Genomic DNA, 19,726 nt, shown 5'->3' with positions numbered 1-19,726 from the left:
GTCAGTTCCGCGACGGTGATCAGCCCGGTGTCGGGCTCGATCACGATGTGGGCTTTGTAGCCGTCCTGCTGGCGTGACTGGGTCTTATGCGCGTGCCGGGTATCCGGGTCCACCGTGGAGATGACCCGGTCCGGGGCGACCTTCCGGGCGATCCGCCACCGCCCGTCCGTCCCGTCCGAATCCTCGGCCGGTTCGACATCCTGCCCGGCGACCAAGGCCAGCAGCGCATACGCATCAGCGGCCGTGCCCTCCAGGGTTTCGGGATCGACCACCGCCAGCAGCGCCAACGCATCGGTCACCAGCACGCAGATCAGTCCGTCTTTGGCGTCCGGATCATCCCAGGCGATGTCCGGTTTGCCGGTGCGGGTGTAGTCATACCCCTTCGCGTGGACGCCGACCAGGTCCTGGCCGCCGGGAACGTCCCGGCCGAAGCGGCGGACCGCGGCGATCAGCTGCGTGATGGTGTCCTGCCTGGCCACCGCGTCGTCCAGGACCGTGGAGTCCACCGCCCGCCGCCGCTTGCCCTTCAGGACTCCGGTCTCGGCAACGACCTCCGCGATGGCCTCCATAATCCGGTGCGGATTTCCCGATCCGGCAAGACGGCGCCGCCAATACGTCAGCGTGCTCGGATGGAACGCCGTGTCGGTCAGCCCGTACCCGCACGCGGCCTTCCAGCGCAGATCATAGGTCAACGCCTCCGCGGTCTCCCGGTCTGAAAGGCCCTGCAACGCCTGCAGTACCAGCACCGACCCGATCACCGGCGCCGGAACCGAAGGCCGGCCCCTCCGCGACGGGAAGAGGTCCTCCATCATTGAATCCGGAAACAACCGCCCCCGATGACTGGCCAGAAACGCGAAGACGCTGCCCGGAGCCAACAACTCCCCGGCCAGCGCCTCCACATCCAAATACCCGCGTTGCGCCTCCTCGCGTCCCTGCATAAGACCAGTCTTAACCACCAGGCCCACCAGTCCAGCGGACACGCCCGCCCCGCGACTAATTCAGCAGTCTCCTAGTACGTGCCGCTGGGTCGTTTCCGCTGAATGGAAGCACCCTATGACAGTCTTTGGATGGACAGGCAGCCGCGGGGCCCTCGTTCAACTCCGAGCCCGTCCAATCCTTTGATCGGGTGCGCGGCCGACACGCTGATCCGACGCGGGGACACCCATCGTCACCGAAATGGCCGCAGACTACGGCCTCTCCCCCTACTGGCTGAACTCCAACACCTCAGCCGTCGTTTCGGACTACGCCACCTGGGTTCAACTGGAACAACTGGATGGACTGACCATCCAGGCCGCGGACACCGAAACACTCCTGGCAATGAAAATCGCCGCCGAACGCGACAAGGACACCCTCGACATCGCCCGACTCCTCCCCAAACTCAACATCACCAACGCCAACGACGCCGTCGACCTCGCCTACAACAAATACGGCGACCATTCCGTCCCCATGGCCGCCGGACGCGACAACTACCTCATCGTCGTCGACGACGCCCTCGACGCCGCCACCACCCTCGAACCCGACGAATGGTTTCCCTGACGTCTGCCCCACCCTGAAGAATCAGCAAAGTCACCACGAGCGGCGTAGGGAGAAGTCAGGGGAACAGCCAACGACGCTGAAGAGAAATCCCACCTGCTTCTTCTCAGCTCTTCCCGCCTAAGCCCGGAACGCCAGCGAACAGGCCAAACTCAGAGGCCCAGTGATGCGGAGCACAAGTTCTGCACCTTGGAGCAGCAAGGCATACTTCTGTGTGTGTTCCCGCAATCGCAAGCATGTCCAAACGCCGATCCAGGCCTGCGGGACACGCAAATTCATAGCGATGCACCAGGGGTACCAATCCAGTACCGCCGATTTCCCCGGAAACATGCGGAACACTGCCCGACTCGATCCACAGCCCGCAGTGTGGACAGCGCACCCATGCTCGTCGCTGCCGCCGACCGCTACAGACAGGTGGGCCACCGTGGACGTTACCGGGCCGCGCCTGACGTCCCTCCGCCCGAGGCCCTTCAGGAGTTCCACTTCCGGCAGCCTGCTGCCGGGGTTAGCCTGAGGAGATCAGCAGCCTATTCGGGCCAGAGAGCGTGCCTTGTGTAGCAGTGATGTATCGCTTCACCGGCAGCCGCCTGCGTTCGCCCGGCTGGAGGCCCCTGGCGTTAGGAACCGCCTTGAAACCTTCGACGAACAGACCACACATCGCTTCTGGTGGCAGGCTTCAGAGGACCTTCGGCGTCGAGGAGGAATTCCTGCTCGTCGACCCGGCGACAGGACAGCCCGTAGCCGCCGCGGAAAAGTGCTTGGCCAACGAACCACGGCGCCCTGAAACCGGCAGCGCACCCACTTTGGCCCTGGAGGTCAAACAGGAGCAGCTCGAAGCCGTCGGTCCTGTCTGTTCCACCCTGCAGGAAATCGCAGCGGGCATCCGGGAGGGCCGGCGCCTCGCCGATGAGGCAGCACGGTCGGTAGGCGCAAGAGCGGTCGCCCTGGCTACCAGCCCGGTCCCGGCCACCCCTACCCTCGTTCCGCAGCCGCGCTTCTTAAACATGGCCGACCGGTTCGGATTGACCCTCCGGGAGCAACTCACCTGCGGCGTCCACGTTCATGTCAGTGTCACCGACGGTGAGGAAGGCGTGGCAGTCCTGGACCGGATTCGCGTCTGGTTGCCCGTCCTGTTGGCGCTCAGCGCGAATTCGCCGTTCTGGCAAGGCGCCGACACAGGCTATGCGAGCTTCCGCTACCAGGCGTGGAGCCGCTGGCAGACCGCCGGTCCGTGCGAAAGATTTGGATCAGAACGCGCATACCGCCGTTACGTGCAATCGTTGCTGGCTACCGGAGTACTCCTCGATGAAGGCATGGTGTATTTCGACGCGCGCCTGTCCCGCAATCACCCAACTGTGGAGGTACGCATCGCCGACGTCTGCATGGAGGCCTCGCATACGGCCGCGATCGCTGCCATCGTCCGGGCCCTCGTCGAACGGGCTGCCCAGGAATGGTCCGCCGGAATACCCGCGCCCCGCCTGTCCGCCGCGCAGCTGGGCCTGGCTGGATGGCAGGCCAGCAAGTCCGGGGTGGAGGACACGCTGCTGCACCCCCTGCTGAACACGCCGTGCCCGGCCGCCGAAGCCATTCAGGCCCTCCTGAACCACATCCGGCCAGCCCTGGCCAGCAGTGGGGAGGAGGAGCAAGTGGCCCAAGACGTCGCCGGGATCCTCGCGTCCGGTACGGGATCACGCCGGCAACGCGAAACCATGCTGAGCACCCAGCGTCTGACCGCCGTCGTGCTCGATGCCATCGAACACACCCACGGTACGGCCAAGACCGCGCATCACCGGGCCCGGCCCCTACAAGCAACCTAACGGGAACGATGCTCGGCCCCCTTCCCGCGGGGCCGGAGCACATCGTCCATCCCGTGGCGCCTCGCGGCCCTTGCCATTTCCCCCGGCCGTTCGGGATGATGCCTAGGCGCGGTGCTTTAGCGCCTAAGCCGAAAGGGGCCGCCAATGCTGCAGGCATTTGGCTGGGGGATGCTTGCCGGGTCCTCGTATTTCCTGGGTGGACTGCTCGCCCTGCGGTGGCGCGTCGGCAACAGCGTCCTGCTCGGCATCCTGACCGGTTTCGGCGCCGGCGCCCTGCTTTCGGCCGTCGCCTACAAGCTCGTCTCCGAGGCCGGCAGGCTGGCCGGCGGAAGCGGTTATGTCGGGGTGGGACTGATCGGCGGGGCCGTAGCGACGGCGTGGGTTGTGACCGGTGCCGTGCGCGGCCGGCGGCTGACCGCGCCTGTCGTCCACGAGCCGAGATTCCTTGTGATCGGGCTGTCCGTGGTCGCCGAAGGTGTTGTCATCACAGGGGCGCTGCTGAGCGGCTCCGGCATCAGTGCCGCGGTGCTTGCCGCCGTCTTCCTCTGCGGCGTGCCCGAGGCCATGGCCGACACCGGACCGTTGCGCGAATCAGGCATGACCACCCGCCATGTCCTGTTTGCCTGGCTGGCCATGGCGTTCTTATGCGCCGCGTCGGTTGCCGTCTTCATGGTGCTGCTGGGGGCAGCCCGGCCCGAGGTCGTGGCCTTCGCGCTGGCCTTCGCCGGCGGCGGCATCCTGACTAACGTGACGGTCCGCATGGTGCCGGAGGGGACCCGCGATGCCGGCGCCGCCGCCGGCATCGCGATCGCCGTCGGCTTCGGCCTCTCGTTCGCACTCGTGGAGATCCTCGGCGGGCACTGAGGCCGGGAAGCCCGGGGAAACGCTGTCCGGCTTGCCGCGAATATCCGCCTGGCTCAGTCGCCAGCGGCCTCGCGCCCACGCCGCACGATGAGCGGGTCGGCGTCGTGGACCACCGAGGTGTCCTTATCCTCGTAGTCGAACTGGTTGAGGAAGAAGCGCATGGCGTTGATTCGCCCCCGCTTCTTGTCGTTGGACTTGATAGTCATCCATGGTGCATGGTCCGTATCGGTGCGCAGAAACGTCTCTTCCTTGGCCGCTGTGTACGCCTCCCACCGATCCAGGGAAGCCAGGTCCATCGGCGAGAGCTTCCAGCGCCGCACGGGGTCGATCTGCCGGATGGCGAAGCGGGTGCGCTGTTCGTGGCGGGTCACCGAAAACCAGAACTTAGTGAGGTGGATACCGGAGTCCACCAGCATCCTCTCGAAGAGCGGCGCCTGAACCATAAAGGTCTCGTAGTCCTGGTCCGAACAGAAACCCATGACCCGCTCGACATTCGCCCGGTTGTACCAGGAGCGATCGAACATCACGATCTCCCCTGCCGAGGGCAGGTGCTGGATGTAGCGCTGGAAATACCACTGGCCCTGTTCACGGTCGGAGGGTTTGGCCAGCGCAACGGCACGGGCCGAGCGGGGATTCAAGTGTTCGGTGAAGCGTTTGATCGTTCCGCCCTTGCCGGCGGCATCCCGACCCTCGAAAACGATCACGTTCCGGAGTTCCCGGTCCTGGCCCCAGTACTGGAACTTCAGCAGCTCAACCTGCAGCCGGTATTTCTCCAGCTCGTAGTCCTCGCGGGACATCCGTTCCTCGTAGGGATAGCCCTCACGCCACGTCTCCACGGCCGAACCGCCGGGATCGATCAGTTCCGGGTCCTCGCCCTGTCCCCCGCGCACCGAGTAACCGAGCTCCACGAGATGGTCGATGGCCTCCCGCAGGTTGTCCCTAACCCACCACTGGTCCCGTGGCGTCCACGGCGCGCTTCCCTGCGACATCCGGGTCTCCTTCCGGCTCAACGAACCGTCGGGGGCAGTTTAGCAAGGCAACTCGGCCAGACGAATACCAAAAGTGGGCCGCCCTGCCTACGGTTTCCGCTGCAGCCCAGCTAAGGGACATTATCGACGCCGGAAGCGTCGCCCTGGATGACTACGAGGAGCGTATTCGTCCTGAGCCATGCTGCGGGATATCCGCTCACAACGCTCAAGCTCGACCCATCCTCCATCGATACCGCCGCCATGCCCGTCGCTGGCGGCGCCGCTCCGGCCAAAGCCCGGTCCCACCACAACCGCCGAGAGCGTGGAACGTCCGACCCGGAATGGAGCTATGTGCACACTCAGAGGCACCAAGCCCCTGAACAGGGAGAACACGTGCCCGAGGTGGGAATCGAACTGCATTCCAGGCCTTGCAAATACTGGAAACTCTAGAAAACCGCGATTCCAGCCCCGGCGGACACCACGAGCCCGGCGGAGAATGCCCCGGTGACCAGCGCCGGGTCCCAGCCGGTGTCGGCGCTGATGGGCCGGACCGCGGCCAGTGCCCGGGATACCGCTGGGGCCGGCATGCTTAGTGCCCGGTGAGCTCCGTGTGGAGCTTCTGGACCCGGGCTTTGATGTCGTCCCGGACCAGGCGCATCCGCTCCATGCCTTCAATGCCGCGCTCGGAGGGCTCGTCCGTTTCCCACACCTCGAAGCGGGCGCCCCCGCGGGATTCGAGTTTCGCTTCAGTGCCCAGCACCACTACCACGTCGACGGCGTCGAGCACCTCCCCGGATACGGGCTTGGGGTGTTCGCCGGTGATGTCGATGCCAAGTTCGGCCAGGGATTCCACGGCCTGCGGGTTCAGGGATGTCCCGGGTTTGGTCCCTGCCGAGTAGACGGTGACGTCTCCGCCGGCGAGCTGGTTCATGAGGCCGGCGGCGAGCTGGGATTTTCCGCCGTTCTTGCTGCAGACGAACAGGACGCCAGGCGTTGTCGTGGTCTCGGTCATGCGCTTGATTCTTCCTTTTCTGAGCTGGGGTCATGGAGCAATGATGAAGCCAGCGCCTTGACCCGGTCGTGGATCTCGTCGCGGATGATCCGCACGGCCGCGACGGGCAGACCGGCCGGGTCGGCCAGTTCCCAGTCCTCGTAGCGTTTGCCGGGGTAGATGGGGCAGGAGTCGCCGCAGCCCATCGTGATCACGACGTCGGAGGCGCGCACGACGTCGTCGGTCAAGGGCTTGGGGTAGTCCTTGGTCAGGTCGAGGCCCATTTCGGACATCGCAGCGACGACGGCCGGGTCCAGCTCGGCAGCCGGCAGGGAGCCGGCGGACCGGACGTGGATCCTGCCTTTGGCCTCGACGGTGAGTGGGGCCGCGGCCATCTGGGACCGGCCGGCGTTCTGCACGCAGACAAACAGCACTTCGGGGACCTCGGACGCGACGGCGTCCTTAGATTTGACCAGGGCATTAAGACGGTCGCCGGCGAAGTGCTCGGTGGTGGATGGCAGGTGCGTGGTGATCTTCGCCGTCCGGGCCAGGGCCGTGTAGGACTCGAAGACGTAGCGTTCGACCGTCTCCGCCGCGAACACCCCGGCGAACCGGTCTGCCAGGCGCGCGCTGATCCGGTGCAGGAGTTCGGTGTTGTCCTGCAGGCCCCGGTGTTCGTGGTGGTCAGTCATGTCGGCTCTCCAGTGTGTTCAGTGGACGCAGCAAGGGACAGTGGTCAGTTTTCGCCGGAGCGACCGTGGGCCAGTCCGGTGGGGAATCCGACGAGGACGGGTTCGGGTGCTCCGCAGCAGCCGCCGGCGGTTTCGACGACAAACCCTGCGGGTACGGCTGCGGGGACGTCGCAGCTGGTGCCGATGTCCGAGGAGCAGACGCCGGTTTCGGGAAGGTCGAGCTGGACGGTGTCGGCGGCCTCGCGGTCCCCGGCCAGGGCGGCCGCGACGGAGCGGACCTGCTCGTAGCCGGTGGCGAGCAGGAAGGTGGGGGCCCGGCCGTAGGACTTCATGCCGACGATGTAGAAGTCCTGTTCCGGGTGGGCCAGCATCCTGGCGCCGTGGGGCTCGACGGTGCCGCAGGAGTGGAATTCGGGGTCGATCAGCGGGCCGAGCTCACGCGGGGCTTCCACGGCGGGGTCCAGTTCGAGCCGAAGTTCCCGGAGGATGTCCAGATCGGGGCGGAAGCCGGTGGCCGGGACCACGACGTCGGCCTTCAGGGTCCGGCTGTTGGTGGCGGTCAGGGTGACGGCGCCGTCGGCCGTGGCGAGGGAGGCGATCCCGAAGCCGGTGTGCAGTTCCACGGTGCCGGATTCGACCAGGGCGCGGAGCCGGCTGCCGAGCTGGCCGCGCGCGGCGAGGCCGTCGGCGTCGCCTCCCCCGTAGACCTTGGCCGCGGAAGCGCCGCGGATCGCCCACACAATCTTTGTCCCGGGCGTCTGGGCGGCGAGCTCCGACAGGTTGATCAGGGTGTTGGCGGCGGAATGGCCCGCACCGATCACGACGGCGGTGTGCCCTGCAAACGCTTCGCGGTCCCGGCCCAGGACGTCCGGCAGCGGCGATGAAATGTGGGCAGCGGCGGCGTCTTCGCCAACCGCGGGCAAGCCGGAGGTTCCGAGCGGGTTGCGGGTGGACCAAGTGCCGGACGCGTCGATGACAGCGGCGGCCTGGTACTCCCTAACCTCGCCGTCGGCGCGTTCGACCCGGACCACGAAGGGTGTGGTGCCGCGGTCCCGGCTGTGGGTCCTGTCCATGCCCTGCCGGGTGACGGCGACGACCCGGGCGCCGGTCTGTAGCCGGGAGGCGATCTCAGGCAGGGCGGCCAGGGGTGCGAGGTATTTGTCGATGAGTTCGCCCCCATAGGGCAGGGCGGTCGGGCGGGGAGATTCCCAGCCGGACGCCTCGAGGAGCCGCACGGCGGCGGCGTCGAGGTTGAACCTCCAGGGCGAGAACAGCCGGATGTGGCGCCACTGCTCGATGGCGGCGCCCGCCGTCGGGCCGGCTTCGAGGATCAGCGGTTCGAGGCCGCGTTCGATCAGGTGGGCTGCGGCGGCCAGGCCTACGGGTCCGGCGCCGATCACGGCAACCGGAACGGTCTTTGGTGCGTCCATGCTGTCCTCTTTTCTCATCATTTGGTGGTGTCGGGTGTGGGGTGCCTGCCGGATCTATTCGGGATCCGGCAGACGGAGGTTCAGCAGCAGTCCTGGTCACAGTCCTGATCGCCATCGCAGCAGCCGTCGCCGCAGCATCCTGTCCTCATTCAGCTCACCTCCTCCCCGTCCGGGTGTTGGGCATGCTACTTGGCGGCCGGGACGAGGGATTCGATCAGGCCCTCGATCCGGGTCTTGATCTGGTCCCGGATCGGCCGGACGGACTCCACGCCCTTGCCTGCAGGGTCCTTCAGGACCCAGTCCTCGTAGCGCTTGCCCGGGAAGTACGGGCACTCGTCGCCGCAGCCCATGGTGATCACCACGTCGGACTCCTTCACGGCCTCGGTGGTCAGGACCTTGGGGATCTCGGCGGACATGTCGATGCCCAGCTCGGCCATGGCCTCGACGGCGGCCGGGTTGATCTTGTCGGCGGGCTGGGACCCGGCAGAGCGGACCTCGATCTGGCCCTTGCCGAGGGTGGTAAGGAAGGCGGCGGCCATCTGGGAGCGGCCCGCATTGTGGATACAGACGAACAGGACGGAAGGCTTCTTGGCGGCTTCGGTGCTCACTGGTTTTCTCCTGGAGTTAGTTAGGGGACGGGTGAAACGGTCTGGTTCGGTGGAAGCGTCCGCGTCCTGCATCGCCACGCAAATATTGATGCTGATCGATGTATGGAGTATCGGACGATTCATTGATAATTGTCAATATATGGCTTGCGCCCCGGCGTGCCTCGTGCCCGGGAGGGGATCCCGGGGTCAGGCGGCGTGCAGCCGGGGCGCGAGGTCGTTGATGCGGTGGGAGATGTCGGTGAAGGCGTTCTCGAAGGCTTCGTCGGTGTTGAGCCGGAGGGGATCGGGCACGGACCAGTGGACGTCGCCGGGATTGGTGAGTTCCTCGTGGGCGTTGTCGCACACGGTCACGACGAAGCCCCAGTCGCCGCCGACCTCGTTCAGGCCGCGGGGACGGCGGTCGGCCAGGTCCAGTCCGTGCCGTCGGGCGACATTGAGCGCCCCCTCGGCGATGCGCTCGGCCGGGTGCGTTCCTGCCGACACCGAGGGGATGTCGCTGACCTGCCCCCAGAGCGCCGCGGCCAGTTGGGACCGGGCGCTGTTCCGCGTGCAAACGAACAGAATCCGGCCGACGCCATGTTCGACGCCGGGAACGAGCCCCTCGGTCGCGCCGGCGGCCAGCCGGACGTAGCTGCGGCGCCGGTCGGCTTCGGAGCGGTGCCGGGTGGTCAGGCCCGCGGACTCCAAGGTCCGCAGGTGATGGGACAGCAGGTTTGAGGGCATGCCCAGTTCGGCCTGCAGTTCCGTGGGCGACAAGTCACCCAGGGTCAGCAGGTCGACGATGCGCAGCCGTGCAGGATCGGCCAGGGCCGCGTGCTTGGCAACCCGCGCCTTGAAAGCATCAGCTGACTCAGTGTTCATTGATTCAATTTTGACTGAGTTAATTTTCTCGGTCAAGCTGGTGCCATGACTTCCAACCAGCCGGCGCTGTGGCGCCGCGCCGTCGCCGAACTGCTCGGCACCAGCCTTCTCGTGATGATCGTCGTCGGCTCCGGAATCGCTGCGCAGCAACTCTCCCCCAGCGACGCCGGGCTGCAGCTACTGCAGAACAGCACCGCGACCGCGCTCGGACTCACCGTGCTGATCCTCATCTTCGGGCCCCTGGGCGGCGCGCACTTCAACCCGGTGGTCTCGCTCGTCGACTGGGCCTTGGGGCGGCGCAGCGGCACCGGGTTGACCCTGCCGGAGCTCGGCGCATACGCGGCGGCGCAGACCGCAGGGGCCATCAGCGGCAGCATCATCGCCAATGCCATGTTCGAGGTGGGCACCTCCATCTCCGCCACGCCCCGCGCCACCGACGGCCACCTGCTCGGTGAAGTCGTCGCGACCGCCGGACTCATCCTGCTGATCTTCACTCTCGCGGCGACACGGCGGGGCACCCTGGCCGCGCCCGCCGTGGGCGCCTACATCGGGGCCGCATACTGGTTTACCTCCTCGACGTCCTTCGCCAACCCGGCCGTGACGATCGGGCGCATCTTCACCGACACCGCCGCGGGCATCGCACCGGGCTCCGTGCCCGGCTTCGTTCTCGCCCAGCTCATCGGCGGGGCCGTCGGACTGGGCCTCCTCACCCTCCTGCTTCCCTCGGCGGGCCGCGCCGCAAATGACGTCATCCTTCCCCATGAAGCCGGAAAGGCCATTTCCCAGACCGAAGCTGTGCCGGCGGGAGGACGGGCACCTGCCGCGCCTCCGACCCTACATTGATGAATATCGATATTGGCGCATAATGGGTACATGAACCTGCTGCCCGTCCTCGCCCAACCCGCCACGGATGACGCCTGCTGTGGACCGGCAGGCCAGCCTGCCCTGGGCGCGGAGGAAGCGAAGCACCACGCCCTGGTGTTCAAAGCACTGGCCGACCCGAACCGGCTGAGGCTGCTCTCCATCATCAAGGCCTCATCCACCGGGGCCACCTGCGTGTGCGACCTGACCGACCCACTGGACCTGAGCCAGCCCACGGTATCCCACCACCTGAAGATCCTGGTTGAAGCGGGACTGCTGCACCGGGAAAAGCGCGGCACCTGGGCCTACTTCTCCCTGGCCCCCGGTGCGCTGGACGACGTCGCCGGCCTCCTCGCCAAGCTGTGAGCTCCGGGGCGATCCGGGCCATGGAACCCGCCGACCGGCCCGACGTCCGGCGCATCTACCAGGAAGGAATCGATACCGGCCACGCCACCTTCGAAGCCCGGGCCCCCGGCTCGGAACACCGCCGAGACTGACGGGATCTGGACCATCCAGGCCAGCGTCTTTCCTGAAAATGCAGCCAGCCTCAATGTGCATCTCGCCAACGGCTACACCGTCGTCGGACGCAGGCAACGCATCGCGAGGATGACCCACGGCCCGCTCGCCGGACAATGGCGCGACACCATCCTGATTGAACGCCGCTCCCCCGCTTCTTAAGTCGCCGGCCCGCGCCGTTCCCGGCACCGGCGCGCGTGCAGCCAGCTCGTTCCCCCCGCACCGGCTGACCCGCTCCGGGCAATAATGAAGCCATACCCGGCAGGATGCCGGTCAGGGCATCCTTCTCGAGCGGGCCGGCTGAGTGAATGAGCAGGCCGGTGGGGCCTGCGCTGTCTCTGGAACCGTTGTTTGCACGGACACCCTAGTTCGCCGCCTTGCCCAAGTCGGCGAGGGCCTTCCGGAGGCGCCTTCCGGCGTCGTCGGCAACTTCTTTGACTGATGGGGTAGCGCTTAACTGGACCATGGTCTGCGGATCGATGGCTTCCACAGTGGTTACGCCGGCATCCTTGTTCCGGCGCACGACGACGTTGCACGGGAGCAGCGCGCCGATTTCCGGCTCGGCGGCGAGGGCACGGCTGGCAAGGGACGGGTTGCAAGCGCCGAGGATGACGTAGTCGCCGACGGCGTCCGCGGCTTCAGCGCCCAGCTTGGCTTCGAAGGTGGATCGGACATTAGTCTCGGTCAGGATTCCGAATCCCTGCGCCGCAAGGGCTTCGCGGGTGCGTTCCAGCGCTTCGGCCCAGGGAAGGTCGACGGCGGTGGCCAGGGTGTAGGTCATGGTGCTCCTCGAAGTTGCCGGACGGTCGGTGCCTAGGGGGCTGATTTGGACAGCTAATCAGGCCAGGGAGAGGAAGAGCTTCTCCAGGTCCTTCTGGTCCATGGTTTCGTCCTTTTGGACGATGCATTGCTCCAGTCCGGTGGCAATGATCGCGAAGCCGGCACGGTCAAGGGCCTTGGACACGGCCGCCAACTGGGTAACGACATCCTTACAGTCCCGGCCTTCTTCGAGCATCCGGGTGACGGCGGCGAGCTGGCCCTGGGCACGCTTGAGGCGGTTGATCACGGGCGTGAGTTCGGTTGGGTTCAGTTCCATAAGAGGTGTCTCCATCGATAAGGTGCTGCCCTCAACTATATACCCCCATGGGTATTTTGACTACCCCCGGGGGTATCTGTAATACTCGGTGGGGTATCCACCAGACCCCTTCCGAGAGGCCACTTATGACTCCCCCTTCCAAGGCAAACGCCGTGACCGCGCTGGCTCCCGAGACCCTCCAGTCCTGGGTCAAGGAGCACCAGGACCTGGTGGTGATCGACGTTCGCTCGGCCGCCGAGTTCGAATCCATGCACATCCGCGGCTCCTACAACGTGCCGCTTCCCCTGCTTGCCGAGCACACCGATGAGCTCGCCGCCCGTCTGGGCTCCCGCGTGGTCCTGGTCTGCCAGTCCGGCGTCCGCGCCGAACAGGCCCGCCAGCGCTTGGCCACCGTCGGCCTGGACACCGCCTATGTCCTCACCGGCGGAGTTCCCGGCTTCGCCGCCGCCGGCGGCGACGTGGTCAAGGGCAGGGACCGCTGGGACCTGGAGCGCCAGGTCCGCCTGGCCGCCGGCTCCCTGGTGATGCTGGGCCTGGCCGGAGGCAAGTTCCTCTCCCCCAAGGTCCGCATGCTGGCCGGCGCCATCGGCACCGGGCTGACGTTCTCGGCTGCGACAAACACCTGCGCCATGGGCAAAGCCCTGTCTGCCATGCCGTGGAACACGTCTGCCAAGGAACCCACCCGCGAAAGCGCCATCCTGCAGCTGCCCGTAAAGAGGGCCGAAGAGGGCGCAGCGGCATGATCCCGGCCCTGGGACTGGGGCTCGTCGTCGGCGTCGTACTGGGCGTTGTGGGCGGCGGGGGGTCCATCATCGCTGTTCCGGCCCTGGTATACGGCGTGGGCATGAGTCCCGCCCAGGCCATCCCCACCTCACTGCTGGTGGTGGGCATCTCCTCGCTGGCCGCCTTGCTTCCCCGCATTCGCGAGGGTTTAAACTGGCCTGTCATCGCCCTGGTAGGGGCTGCCGGAATCCCGGCGGCCTGGGCCGGAGCGGCCGTGGGCAAGCTGCTGGACCCGAACATCCTGATGCTCGCCTTCGCCGGGATCATGGTGGCCGCGGGCATCCGGATGCTCAGCAAACCCCGCGAAAGCGAAGGCTCCTGCAGCACCGGACCGCACCGGGCCTTCCGGTCCTGCGCCCCCAAGGCCGTAGGGGTGGGCCTGCTCGTCGGGTTCCTCACCGGGCTCCTCGGCGTGGGCGGCGGCTTCCTCATCACCCCCGCGCTCACCATTTTCCTGGGCCTGCGCATGAAACAGGCCGTTGGCACATCGTTGGCGATCATCGTGGTCAACTCCGCCGCCGGGTTCAGCGCCCACGCGGCCGGCTACACCATCGACTGGGCCACCACCCTGGCGTTCGCCATCCCGGCCATCGTGGGATCAGTGGTTGCCGCCCGGTTTGCCCGGCGCCTGCACGACAAGCACATCCGAATCTCGTTCGCAGTACTCATTTTCGCCGTCGCGGCGTGGGTCACCGCCGGCACGGTCACCGCCTGACCCATCCCTAGAGGCCAACACCACCTCAACCACCAGCCAAAACCATTTCGAAGGAGAACCACCATGGCTGAAATCACCATCACCGAAGCCGAACAGCGCCGCTCCACCGCCCGCATCCTGGACGTCCGAGAGGACTTCGAGGTCGCCGAGGGCATGATCCCCGACGCCCTGCACATCCCCATGGGCCAACTGCAGGCGCGCCTGGGCGAGCTGGACCCGGCAGTCCCCGTGATCGCCGTATGCCGCAGCGGCAACCGCAGCGCCGCCGTCGCCGATGCCCTCAACGGCGCCGGCTACAAAGCCGACACCATGGCCGGCGGCATGACCGCCTGGACCCGCGCCGGACTCCCCACCACCTAGGCCCACGCCGCAGGGCACCCGCCCCACCCGCCCGAAAGGACTCGACAGATCATGGCAACCATCGACATCACCGACCAAACCTTCGCCCAGACCCTGGAGGAGAACGACATCGTCTTCGTCGACTTCTGGGCAGCATGGTGCGGCCCCTGCCGCATGTTCGCCCCCACCTACGGCGCCGCTGCCGAACGGCACCCGGACATCACCTTCGCCAAGGTGGACACCGAAGCCGAACAGGCACTCTCCGCCGCAGCGAACATCACCTCCATCCCCACCCTGATGGCCTTCAAGGACAAGACCCTCGTCTTCTCCCAGCCCGGAGCACTCAACGCCGCCAGCCTCGAAGAAGTCATCCAGGCTGTCAAGAACCTGGACATCGACAAACTCCGCGCCGAAGCCGGACACCAGCACAACTGACACCACGACGGGCCACCACGCGTTCGGCACCGTTGATTCAGAACACCCCCAATCCCCTTTCAAAATGAAGGAGAGCACCCATGCTTATCGAGCGCATTTACGATGAAGACCTTGCCCAGGCCAGCTACCTGATCGGCTGCCAGGCCAAGGGTGAAGCGATCGTGGTGGACGGCCGGCGCGACATCGCCGTCTACCAGGACCTTGCCGCGAAGAACGGCATGAAGATCGTGGCCGTGACCGAGACCCACATCCACGCCGACTACCTCTCCGGCACCCGCGAACTGGCCGCCGCGACCGGCGCCAGGATCTACGTCTCGGGCGAGGGCGGCCCGGACTGGCAGTACGGGTTCGACGGCGAGCGGCTCTACGACGGCGACACCATCGCCCTGGGCAACATCAGCATCAAGGCGGTACACACCCCCGGCCACACCCCGGAGCACCTGTCCTTCCTGGTCACCGACGGCGCGTTCAGCGACAAGCCCGGCTACCTGCTCTCCGGAGACTTCGTCTTCTCCGGCGACCTGGGCCGGCCCGACCTGCTCGACGAGGCCGCCGGCGGCATCGACACCCGCTTCGCCGGCGCCAGGCAGCTCTTCGCCAGCCTGCGGGACAAGTTCCTCACCCTGCCCGACTACGTCCAGGTCCACCCCGCCCACGGCGCCGGCAGCGCCTGCGGCAAAGCCCTCGGCGCCATCCCCTCCTCCACGGTCGGCTACGAGCGCCTCTACGCCTGGTGGGGCCCCTACCTGGCCGCCAACGACGAACAGGGCTTTATCGATGAACTCCTCGACGGCCAGCCCGACGCCCACGCCTACTTCGGCCGGATGAAACGCGAAAACCGCGTCGGCCCGGACGTGATGGGCGAACGCGCCCCGCTGCCCGAACTCTCCACCGACATCGTTGCCGCAGGCCTGGCCGACGACACCCTGACCTTCATCGACACCCGCTCCAACAGCGAAGTCCACGACGGCACCGTGGCCCGGTCCCTGAACGTCCCGGCCGGCAAGTCCGTCGCCAGCTACGGCGCCTGGGTCATCAACCCGGAAACGGACACGAACCCCCTGGTGCTGCTGGCCAACGACCAGGAACAGGCCCAGGACATGTGGGACCACCTGGTCCGGGTCGGCATCGACAACGTCGCCGGCTACCTGACCGGCATCCAGGGACTGCCCGCCTTCACCCCGGCCCTGATCCAGCCCGAGGAACTCGACGGTTTCAACGCCGCCATGATCCTGGACGTCCGCAACAAAACCGAGCACAACGCCGGACACATTCCCGGCTCCCACCAGCTCAGCGGCGGCCGCGTCATGTGGCACCTGGACGAACTCCCCGCCGGCGGGACCATCGTCTCCTACTGCCAGTCCGGTGTACGGAACTCCGTCGCCGCCAGCGCCCTGCGCCGCGCCGGGTACAACGTCGTCGAACTCGACGGCAGCTACAACGCGTGGAACGCCTGGCAGAACAGCGTCCCCGCCGTCTAACCAGACCACGGCAATACCGCCCGGGCAGGCCCCCGCCTGCCCCGGGTTCCGGCCCGGGCGTGCCCCCACACGCCCGGGCCACCTTTTTGCCACCCCACGAATGGAGCACCTCCAATGCCGGGCAGAACACTTCCCCGCCACACCGCCAGTCCGGGCGATGCAGTGCTGGGCCTGCGGCAAAACCTGGCACAGTTCATGCTGCTGGTGGCCGTGAACGCACTGGTCGGCGGCACGCTGGGCCAGGAACGCACCGTACTGCCGCTGCTCGCGTCCCAGACCTTCCACCTCGACCTGTACACCGGTGCGCTGACGTACATCCTGGCCTTCGGCCTGTCCAAGGCAGCCATGAACTACTTCGCCGGCACCCTCTCCGACCGCTACGGCCGCAAACCCGTCCACGTGGCCGGCTGGCTTGCAGCAGTTCCCGTCCCGCTGATGCTCATCTTCGGCCCCTCGTGGGGTTGGATCGTGGCGGCCAACGTCCTGCTGGGCATCAGCCAAGGCCTCACCTGGTCCACCGCCGTAATCATGAAAATGGACCTGGTGGGCCCCAAACAGCGCGGCCTGGCCATGGGCTTCAACGAGGCGGCGGGCTACCTGGGCGTGGCCGTCACCGCATTGGCCACCGGCTACCTGGCCACCGCCTACGGCCTGCGCCCCGCCCCCTTCCTGCTGGGTGCAGCGTACATCGCCCTCGGCCTGGGACTGACAGTCCTGGCCGTGAAGGAGACCCACCACCACGCCAGGACCGAAGCCGCGCAGCACGTCAGCGGCCAGGACATCGCCCACGCCGGGCTCACCACCGGCCAGGTCTTCGCCCTCACGAGCTTCAAGGACCGTTCACTCTCGGCAGCCAGCCAGGCCGGCCTGGTGAACAACCTCAACGACGGCCTGGCCTGGGGTCTCTTCCCGATCCTGTTCGCCGGGGCCGGGCTGAGCCTTGGCCAGATCGGCATCCTGGCCGCCGCCTACCCCGCCGCCTGGGGCGCGGCACAACTCGTTACGGGCGCCGCCTCCGACCGGTGGGGCCGCAAATGGTTTATCACCGCCGGCATGCTGGTCCAGGCCGCCGCCCTGGGGATCATCGCCTCAGCCCACGGCTTCGCGCCCTGGCTCGCCGCCGCCGTCGTCCTCGGCCTGGGTACCGCACTGGTCTACCCCACCCTGCTGGCCGCCATCGGAGACGTGTCCCACCCGGCCTGGCGGGCCCGCTCATTGGGTGTCTACCGGCTGTGGCGCGACGGCGGATTCGCCGTCGGTGCCTTGCTGTCCGGTGTCCTCGCCGACCTTTACGGCATCCCGGCTGCCGTCACCGCCGTCGCCTTGCTGACCGCCGGGTCGGGCCTCATCGTTGCCGTCCGCATGCGCGGCAGCGATCACAGGAAGAACTTACAAACATCCAGCGACAACCAAGCGCCGGTCAAGCCTCTTTCGAGTTAAGAAGCACGAGACGCGTGAGCCTAGGGGCACACGGCAAATACCGCTATCAAACCCCGCCACGTAGCGCCAAAAATCACAGCAAACTGGCTACTTCCGATTCCGGATTTTCTGGTTCGCTAAGCCGCCCCGAGCCGCAGCCAGGCCGCAGCACGCCCAGAGGAATTTCGGACTGCGAGAGTCGCCACGGACACGTTTTCTGTAAATCAGACGTAAGTGTTGACAGCGTCCACACCCGATTTGGCAGGACAAACGGCACCCGCAACCCCCTGACATCCCGGAGACGCTGGGAATCCAACTGCATTCCCCGCTTTGCAAACACTGGGCTCCCCAGGAAACATGCGGAATCCTGACCAGTCGGGCAACAGTAGGATCCGGTCAGACGCCCGAAGTGTGCACACTGTACACAGCCCAATTCCCGCTCCTTCACGACACACGAACCAACGGCCGCGCCCCTGCAACGAAAGGATGCGGTTCTTGTGAAACTTCCAGGCACTGCCGATTCTCATAACTACGTCTCGAAACCATCTGGTTGAATCTTGGTATTCACCGTCAGTTATGAGACACACGTCGAGGCGCCTGAAGCCGTCCCGACACACCGGAACTCGTTCCCTCCTGTTGAAGACGAGTACCGGATACGACCGACGTCAACGACACCGAGAGCGTTGGGGTCACTCTTCACGACGTTGCAGACGGTGCTCAGCAGATGCTGACGGGACGAGCCCCCAGCGGGCGGTCAGGAGCGGGCGAGCCACCGCGTCCTCGTCCAGCCTCTCGGCGATAATCGGCACGTCCTGCGTGCGCGCCACATTCCGGGACGGCGGCGGGGGGTGCCCTCGACTTCCTTGGCCTCGAAACGGGCCAGAAGGTCTCCGGTGGCCCTGCTCATCACGTAGCGAACGCACATAAGACGATTCTGCCCCATGTCATGGCGCGTAAGCGCTAGGACAGGTGTGCTTCCCGGCTACGCTGATCTCGAATGCCATGCCATCCCGGCGTGGTCCTGACCTGGGGGAACTTTGATACGAAGAGTCATCCGTCTCGGCGTAGCCGGAACGCTAGCCGCATTGTCCGTAACCGCCGTGGGCCTTCCCGCCCAGGCCGCCGAAGCCCAGCGGGCGAGGCCCGCTGTCACCGCCGAAGCCGCCGCCCTGAAGCCGGTCGCCGCCCCGCCCGCCGTCGCAGTCTCTGGAGCCTCTGATATTGGGTTCCAGCTGTACGCCAACGACGCCTCCGGCCTGGCCGGCGTCCCGAGCCCGTGGACGACCAAGGGCACCAAGCGGACCTTCCAGTGGCTGCGCAACGGGGCCGTAATCCCCGGCGCGACGTCGGCCTACTACGAGGTCAGGGCCTCCGACGTCGGAGCTAAGATCAGTTTCCGGGTGACCGGGTCGGCTCCCGGGTACAAGTCCGTCACCCTTACCTCCGACAGCACAGCCCCGATCAACAACCGGACCCCGTCACCGACCGTCTTTGAAACGGGACAGACCGTCGGCTCGGAGCTCGTCGGATACCCCTCTGTGGACCCCTGGATCGCCACGGTGCCGGTGACGATGAAATACCAGTGGCTGCGCAACGGCGTCGCTATCCCGGGGGCGACTTCCCTCAACTACAAGCTCACGGCCGCTGACCTGAAGGCTTCCCTCGTGCTTCGCACCCAGGGAATCGGCCCCAGCAAGGCAGTCATCGACGCCGTCTACTCCCTCCCCGTGAAGCCTTCAACGCTCCCGAAGGTGCCGAAGGGGTACATGCCAAGCCTGCTGGGCTACCCGACGGTCGGCGCCACCACCTCGCTTCCGATCCCGCCGATCTGGGGTGACCCTCGCGTCAAGACCACCTACCAGTGGCTGCGCAACGGCGAACCGATCCCCGGCGCAACCGGCACGTCTTACGACCCGGTCGCCGCTGATGTGGGCAAGAGGCTCACGGCCGCCATCACCGGCTCCCTGGCCGGCTTCGCGCCCCTGACGGTCGAGGTCGGCACCTTCCTGCCCAAGGTGAAGGCCGGGGCCCCCAAGGAGGCCGCTCCCACGATCTCCGGCACGGCCAAGGTCGGATCCATACTGACCGCCAAGAAGGGCATCTGGCGGATGCCGACAAACGTCGGATTCAAATGGCAGCGCAACGGCGTGGACATCAAGGGCGCCGGCGCGGCCACGTACAAGCTGACGGCCGCCGACAAGGGCAAGTCCATCACCGTCGTCTCGTACATCATCGTGCCGGGCGTCTCGTTCACCGGATTGCGGGTATCCAGCGCACCGGTCAACGTCGGCTAGCCGAAAACGCGGGGCCAACCGCG

Annotated in this window: 22 protein-coding genes; 12 read left to right on the top strand and 10 right to left on the bottom strand. The window is 66.6% G+C overall.

Translation table 11 applies throughout. The features are described from left to right. On the bottom strand, positions 1–938 hold a 938-nt coding region (locus tag CFN17_RS13415), incomplete at its 3' end, for a transposase (RefSeq protein WP_208748279.1). Positions 939–1,176: 238 nt separating this feature from the next. Here CFN17_RS13415 and CFN17_RS13410 point away from each other — a divergent pair. The 3 genes from CFN17_RS13410 to CFN17_RS13400 all read left to right on the top strand — a co-directional run bounded on the left by CFN17_RS13410 (position 1,177) and on the right by CFN17_RS13400 (position 4,214). Continuing rightward, positions 1,177–1,536: a hypothetical protein gene (locus tag CFN17_RS13410; protein ID WP_261792200.1), complete on the top strand. Its 360-nt coding sequence runs from the start codon at positions 1,177–1,179 to the stop codon at positions 1,534–1,536. Positions 1,537–2,162: 626 nt separating this feature from the next. Next, positions 2,163–3,350, top strand: a complete 1,188-nt coding sequence (locus CFN17_RS13405) for a glutamate--cysteine ligase (protein ID WP_261792199.1) — start codon at positions 2,163–2,165, stop codon at positions 3,348–3,350. Positions 3,351–3,494: 144 nt separating this feature from the next. Then, a complete protein-coding gene (locus CFN17_RS13400) occupies positions 3,495–4,214 on the top strand; it encodes a ZIP family metal transporter (protein WP_208748277.1) in 720 nt (239 codons plus the stop codon). A 53-nt stretch (positions 4,215–4,267) separates the two neighbouring features. On the opposite strand, the gene ppk2 is transcribed toward CFN17_RS13400, so the two are convergent. The 7 genes from ppk2 to CFN17_RS13365 form a co-directional block, all read right to left on the bottom strand. Continuing rightward, the gene (ppk2, locus tag CFN17_RS13395) at positions 4,268–5,203 is read right to left on the bottom strand and encodes a polyphosphate kinase 2 (RefSeq protein WP_208748276.1); all 936 of its coding nucleotides are present in this window, start codon (positions 5,201–5,203) and stop codon (positions 4,268–4,270) included. Positions 5,204–5,628: 425 nt separating this feature from the next. Further along, entirely contained in the window at positions 5,629–5,769 is a 141-nt protein-coding gene (locus CFN17_RS13390) for a hypothetical protein (protein ID WP_208751614.1), read from the bottom strand. A 2-nt stretch (positions 5,770–5,771) separates the two neighbouring features. After that, entirely contained in the window at positions 5,772–6,194 is a 423-nt protein-coding gene (locus tag CFN17_RS13385) for a low molecular weight phosphatase family protein (protein WP_208748275.1), read from the bottom strand. Next, positions 6,191–6,865: an arsenate reductase ArsC gene (locus CFN17_RS13380; protein WP_208748274.1), complete on the bottom strand. Its 675-nt coding sequence runs from the start codon at positions 6,863–6,865 to the stop codon at positions 6,191–6,193. The genes CFN17_RS13385 and CFN17_RS13380 overlap by 4 nt, the downstream gene beginning before the upstream one ends. A 44-nt stretch (positions 6,866–6,909) precedes the next feature. Further along, on the bottom strand, positions 6,910–8,295 hold the full coding sequence (locus tag CFN17_RS13375) for an NAD(P)-binding domain-containing protein (RefSeq protein ID WP_208748273.1): 1,386 nt from the start codon (positions 8,293–8,295) through the stop codon (positions 6,910–6,912). Positions 8,296–8,480: 185 nt separating this feature from the next. After that, a complete protein-coding gene (locus tag CFN17_RS13370; RefSeq protein WP_208748272.1) occupies positions 8,481–8,903 on the bottom strand; it encodes an arsenate reductase ArsC in 423 nt (140 codons plus the stop codon). A gap of 186 nt (positions 8,904–9,089) precedes the next feature. Continuing rightward, on the bottom strand, positions 9,090–9,764 hold the full coding sequence (locus CFN17_RS13365) for a helix-turn-helix domain-containing protein (RefSeq protein ID WP_208748271.1): 675 nt from the start codon (positions 9,762–9,764) through the stop codon (positions 9,090–9,092). 45 nt (positions 9,765–9,809) lie between these two features. Between CFN17_RS13365 and CFN17_RS13360 the strand changes: the two genes are divergently transcribed. Both CFN17_RS13360 and CFN17_RS13355 read left to right on the top strand, forming a co-directional pair. Further along, positions 9,810–10,607 (top strand): aquaporin, encoded by a 798-nt coding sequence (locus CFN17_RS13360; RefSeq protein ID WP_208748270.1) that lies wholly within the window; start codon positions 9,810–9,812, stop codon positions 10,605–10,607. 30 nt (positions 10,608–10,637) lie between these two features. After that, a complete protein-coding gene (locus CFN17_RS13355; RefSeq protein ID WP_208748269.1) occupies positions 10,638–10,991 on the top strand; it encodes a helix-turn-helix transcriptional regulator in 354 nt (117 codons plus the stop codon). A 514-nt stretch (positions 10,992–11,505) separates the two neighbouring features. On the opposite strand, the gene CFN17_RS13345 is transcribed toward CFN17_RS13355, so the two are convergent. Next, a complete protein-coding gene (locus tag CFN17_RS13345) occupies positions 11,506–11,922 on the bottom strand; it encodes a DUF302 domain-containing protein (RefSeq protein WP_208748268.1) in 417 nt (138 codons plus the stop codon). A 57-nt stretch (positions 11,923–11,979) separates the two neighbouring features. After that, positions 11,980–12,237 carry a metal-sensitive transcriptional regulator gene (locus CFN17_RS13340; protein ID WP_208748267.1) on the bottom strand — a complete coding sequence of 86 codons (258 nt, stop codon included), beginning with the start codon at positions 12,235–12,237 and terminating at the stop codon, positions 11,980–11,982. Between the two features lie 125 nt (positions 12,238–12,362). On the opposite strand from CFN17_RS13340, the gene CFN17_RS13335 reads away from it, so the two are divergent. From CFN17_RS13335 to CFN17_RS13305, 7 genes are all read left to right on the top strand, one after another. Then, positions 12,363–12,980, top strand: coding sequence for a rhodanese-like domain-containing protein (locus tag CFN17_RS13335; RefSeq protein WP_208748266.1), 618 nt, complete (start codon positions 12,363–12,365; stop codon positions 12,978–12,980). After that, entirely contained in the window at positions 12,977–13,735 is a 759-nt protein-coding gene (locus CFN17_RS13330; protein ID WP_208748265.1) for a sulfite exporter TauE/SafE family protein, read from the top strand. Before CFN17_RS13335 ends, CFN17_RS13330 begins: the two co-directional genes overlap by 4 nt. Before the next feature lie 63 nt (positions 13,736–13,798). Continuing rightward, positions 13,799–14,095: a rhodanese-like domain-containing protein gene (locus CFN17_RS13325; RefSeq protein ID WP_208748264.1), complete on the top strand. Its 297-nt coding sequence runs from the start codon at positions 13,799–13,801 to the stop codon at positions 14,093–14,095. Positions 14,096–14,146: 51 nt separating this feature from the next. Then, positions 14,147–14,509 carry a thioredoxin gene (gene trxA / locus CFN17_RS13320; RefSeq protein WP_208748263.1) on the top strand — a complete coding sequence of 121 codons (363 nt, stop codon included), beginning with the start codon at positions 14,147–14,149 and terminating at the stop codon, positions 14,507–14,509. 80 nt (positions 14,510–14,589) lie between these two features. Further along, entirely contained in the window at positions 14,590–15,990 is a 1,401-nt protein-coding gene (locus CFN17_RS13315) for a rhodanese-like domain-containing protein (RefSeq protein WP_208748262.1), read from the top strand. 114 nt (positions 15,991–16,104) lie between these two features. Continuing rightward, positions 16,105–17,430 (top strand): MFS transporter, encoded by a 1,326-nt coding sequence (locus tag CFN17_RS13310; protein WP_208748261.1) that lies wholly within the window; start codon positions 16,105–16,107, stop codon positions 17,428–17,430. A gap of 1,064 nt (positions 17,431–18,494) precedes the next feature. Further along, positions 18,495–19,703, top strand: coding sequence for a hypothetical protein (locus CFN17_RS13305; RefSeq protein ID WP_208748260.1), 1,209 nt, complete (start codon positions 18,495–18,497; stop codon positions 19,701–19,703). Positions 19,704–19,726: the final 23 nt, after the last annotated feature.

This window comes from Arthrobacter sp. PM3 (assembly GCF_003352915.1).
In the GTDB taxonomy this organism is placed as follows: domain Bacteria; phylum Actinomycetota; class Actinomycetes; order Actinomycetales; family Micrococcaceae; genus Arthrobacter.
Note: the sequence above shows the minus strand (reverse complement) of the source record. Positions and strands in the feature narration are given on the sequence as shown.

Excerpts from the sequence above, each read along its gene's own strand:
- CFN17_RS13410 (WP_261792200.1), top strand. The coding sequence starts at position 1,177 with ATGGCCGCAGACTACGGCCTCTCCCCCTACTGGCTGAACTCCAACACC.
- CFN17_RS13400 (WP_208748277.1), top strand. The coding sequence starts at position 3,495 with ATGCTGCAGGCATTTGGCTGGGGGATGCTTGCCGGGTCCTCGTATTTC.
- ppk2 (WP_208748276.1), bottom strand. The coding sequence starts at position 5,203 with ATGTCGCAGGGAAGCGCGCCGTGGACGCCACGGGACCAGTGGTGGGTT.
- CFN17_RS13390 (WP_208751614.1), bottom strand. The coding sequence starts at position 5,769 with ATGCCGGCCCCAGCGGTATCCCGGGCACTGGCCGCGGTCCGGCCCATC.
- CFN17_RS13385 (WP_208748275.1), bottom strand. The coding sequence starts at position 6,194 with ATGACCGAGACCACGACAACGCCTGGCGTCCTGTTCGTCTGCAGCAAG.
- CFN17_RS13380 (WP_208748274.1), bottom strand. The coding sequence starts at position 6,865 with ATGACTGACCACCACGAACACCGGGGCCTGCAGGACAACACCGAACTC.
- CFN17_RS13375 (WP_208748273.1), bottom strand. The coding sequence starts at position 8,295 with ATGGACGCACCAAAGACCGTTCCGGTTGCCGTGATCGGCGCCGGACCC.
- CFN17_RS13365 (WP_208748271.1), bottom strand. The coding sequence starts at position 9,764 with ATGAACACTGAGTCAGCTGATGCTTTCAAGGCGCGGGTTGCCAAGCAC.
- CFN17_RS13360 (WP_208748270.1), top strand. The coding sequence starts at position 9,810 with ATGACTTCCAACCAGCCGGCGCTGTGGCGCCGCGCCGTCGCCGAACTG.
- CFN17_RS13355 (WP_208748269.1), top strand. The coding sequence starts at position 10,638 with ATGAACCTGCTGCCCGTCCTCGCCCAACCCGCCACGGATGACGCCTGC.
- CFN17_RS13345 (WP_208748268.1), bottom strand. The coding sequence starts at position 11,922 with ATGACCTACACCCTGGCCACCGCCGTCGACCTTCCCTGGGCCGAAGCG.
- CFN17_RS13340 (WP_208748267.1), bottom strand. The coding sequence starts at position 12,237 with ATGGAACTGAACCCAACCGAACTCACGCCCGTGATCAACCGCCTCAAG.
- CFN17_RS13335 (WP_208748266.1), top strand. The coding sequence starts at position 12,363 with ATGACTCCCCCTTCCAAGGCAAACGCCGTGACCGCGCTGGCTCCCGAG.
- CFN17_RS13330 (WP_208748265.1), top strand. The coding sequence starts at position 12,977 with ATGATCCCGGCCCTGGGACTGGGGCTCGTCGTCGGCGTCGTACTGGGC.
- CFN17_RS13325 (WP_208748264.1), top strand. The coding sequence starts at position 13,799 with ATGGCTGAAATCACCATCACCGAAGCCGAACAGCGCCGCTCCACCGCC.
- trxA (WP_208748263.1), top strand. The coding sequence starts at position 14,147 with ATGGCAACCATCGACATCACCGACCAAACCTTCGCCCAGACCCTGGAG.
- CFN17_RS13315 (WP_208748262.1), top strand. The coding sequence starts at position 14,590 with ATGCTTATCGAGCGCATTTACGATGAAGACCTTGCCCAGGCCAGCTAC.
- CFN17_RS13310 (WP_208748261.1), top strand. The coding sequence starts at position 16,105 with ATGCCGGGCAGAACACTTCCCCGCCACACCGCCAGTCCGGGCGATGCA.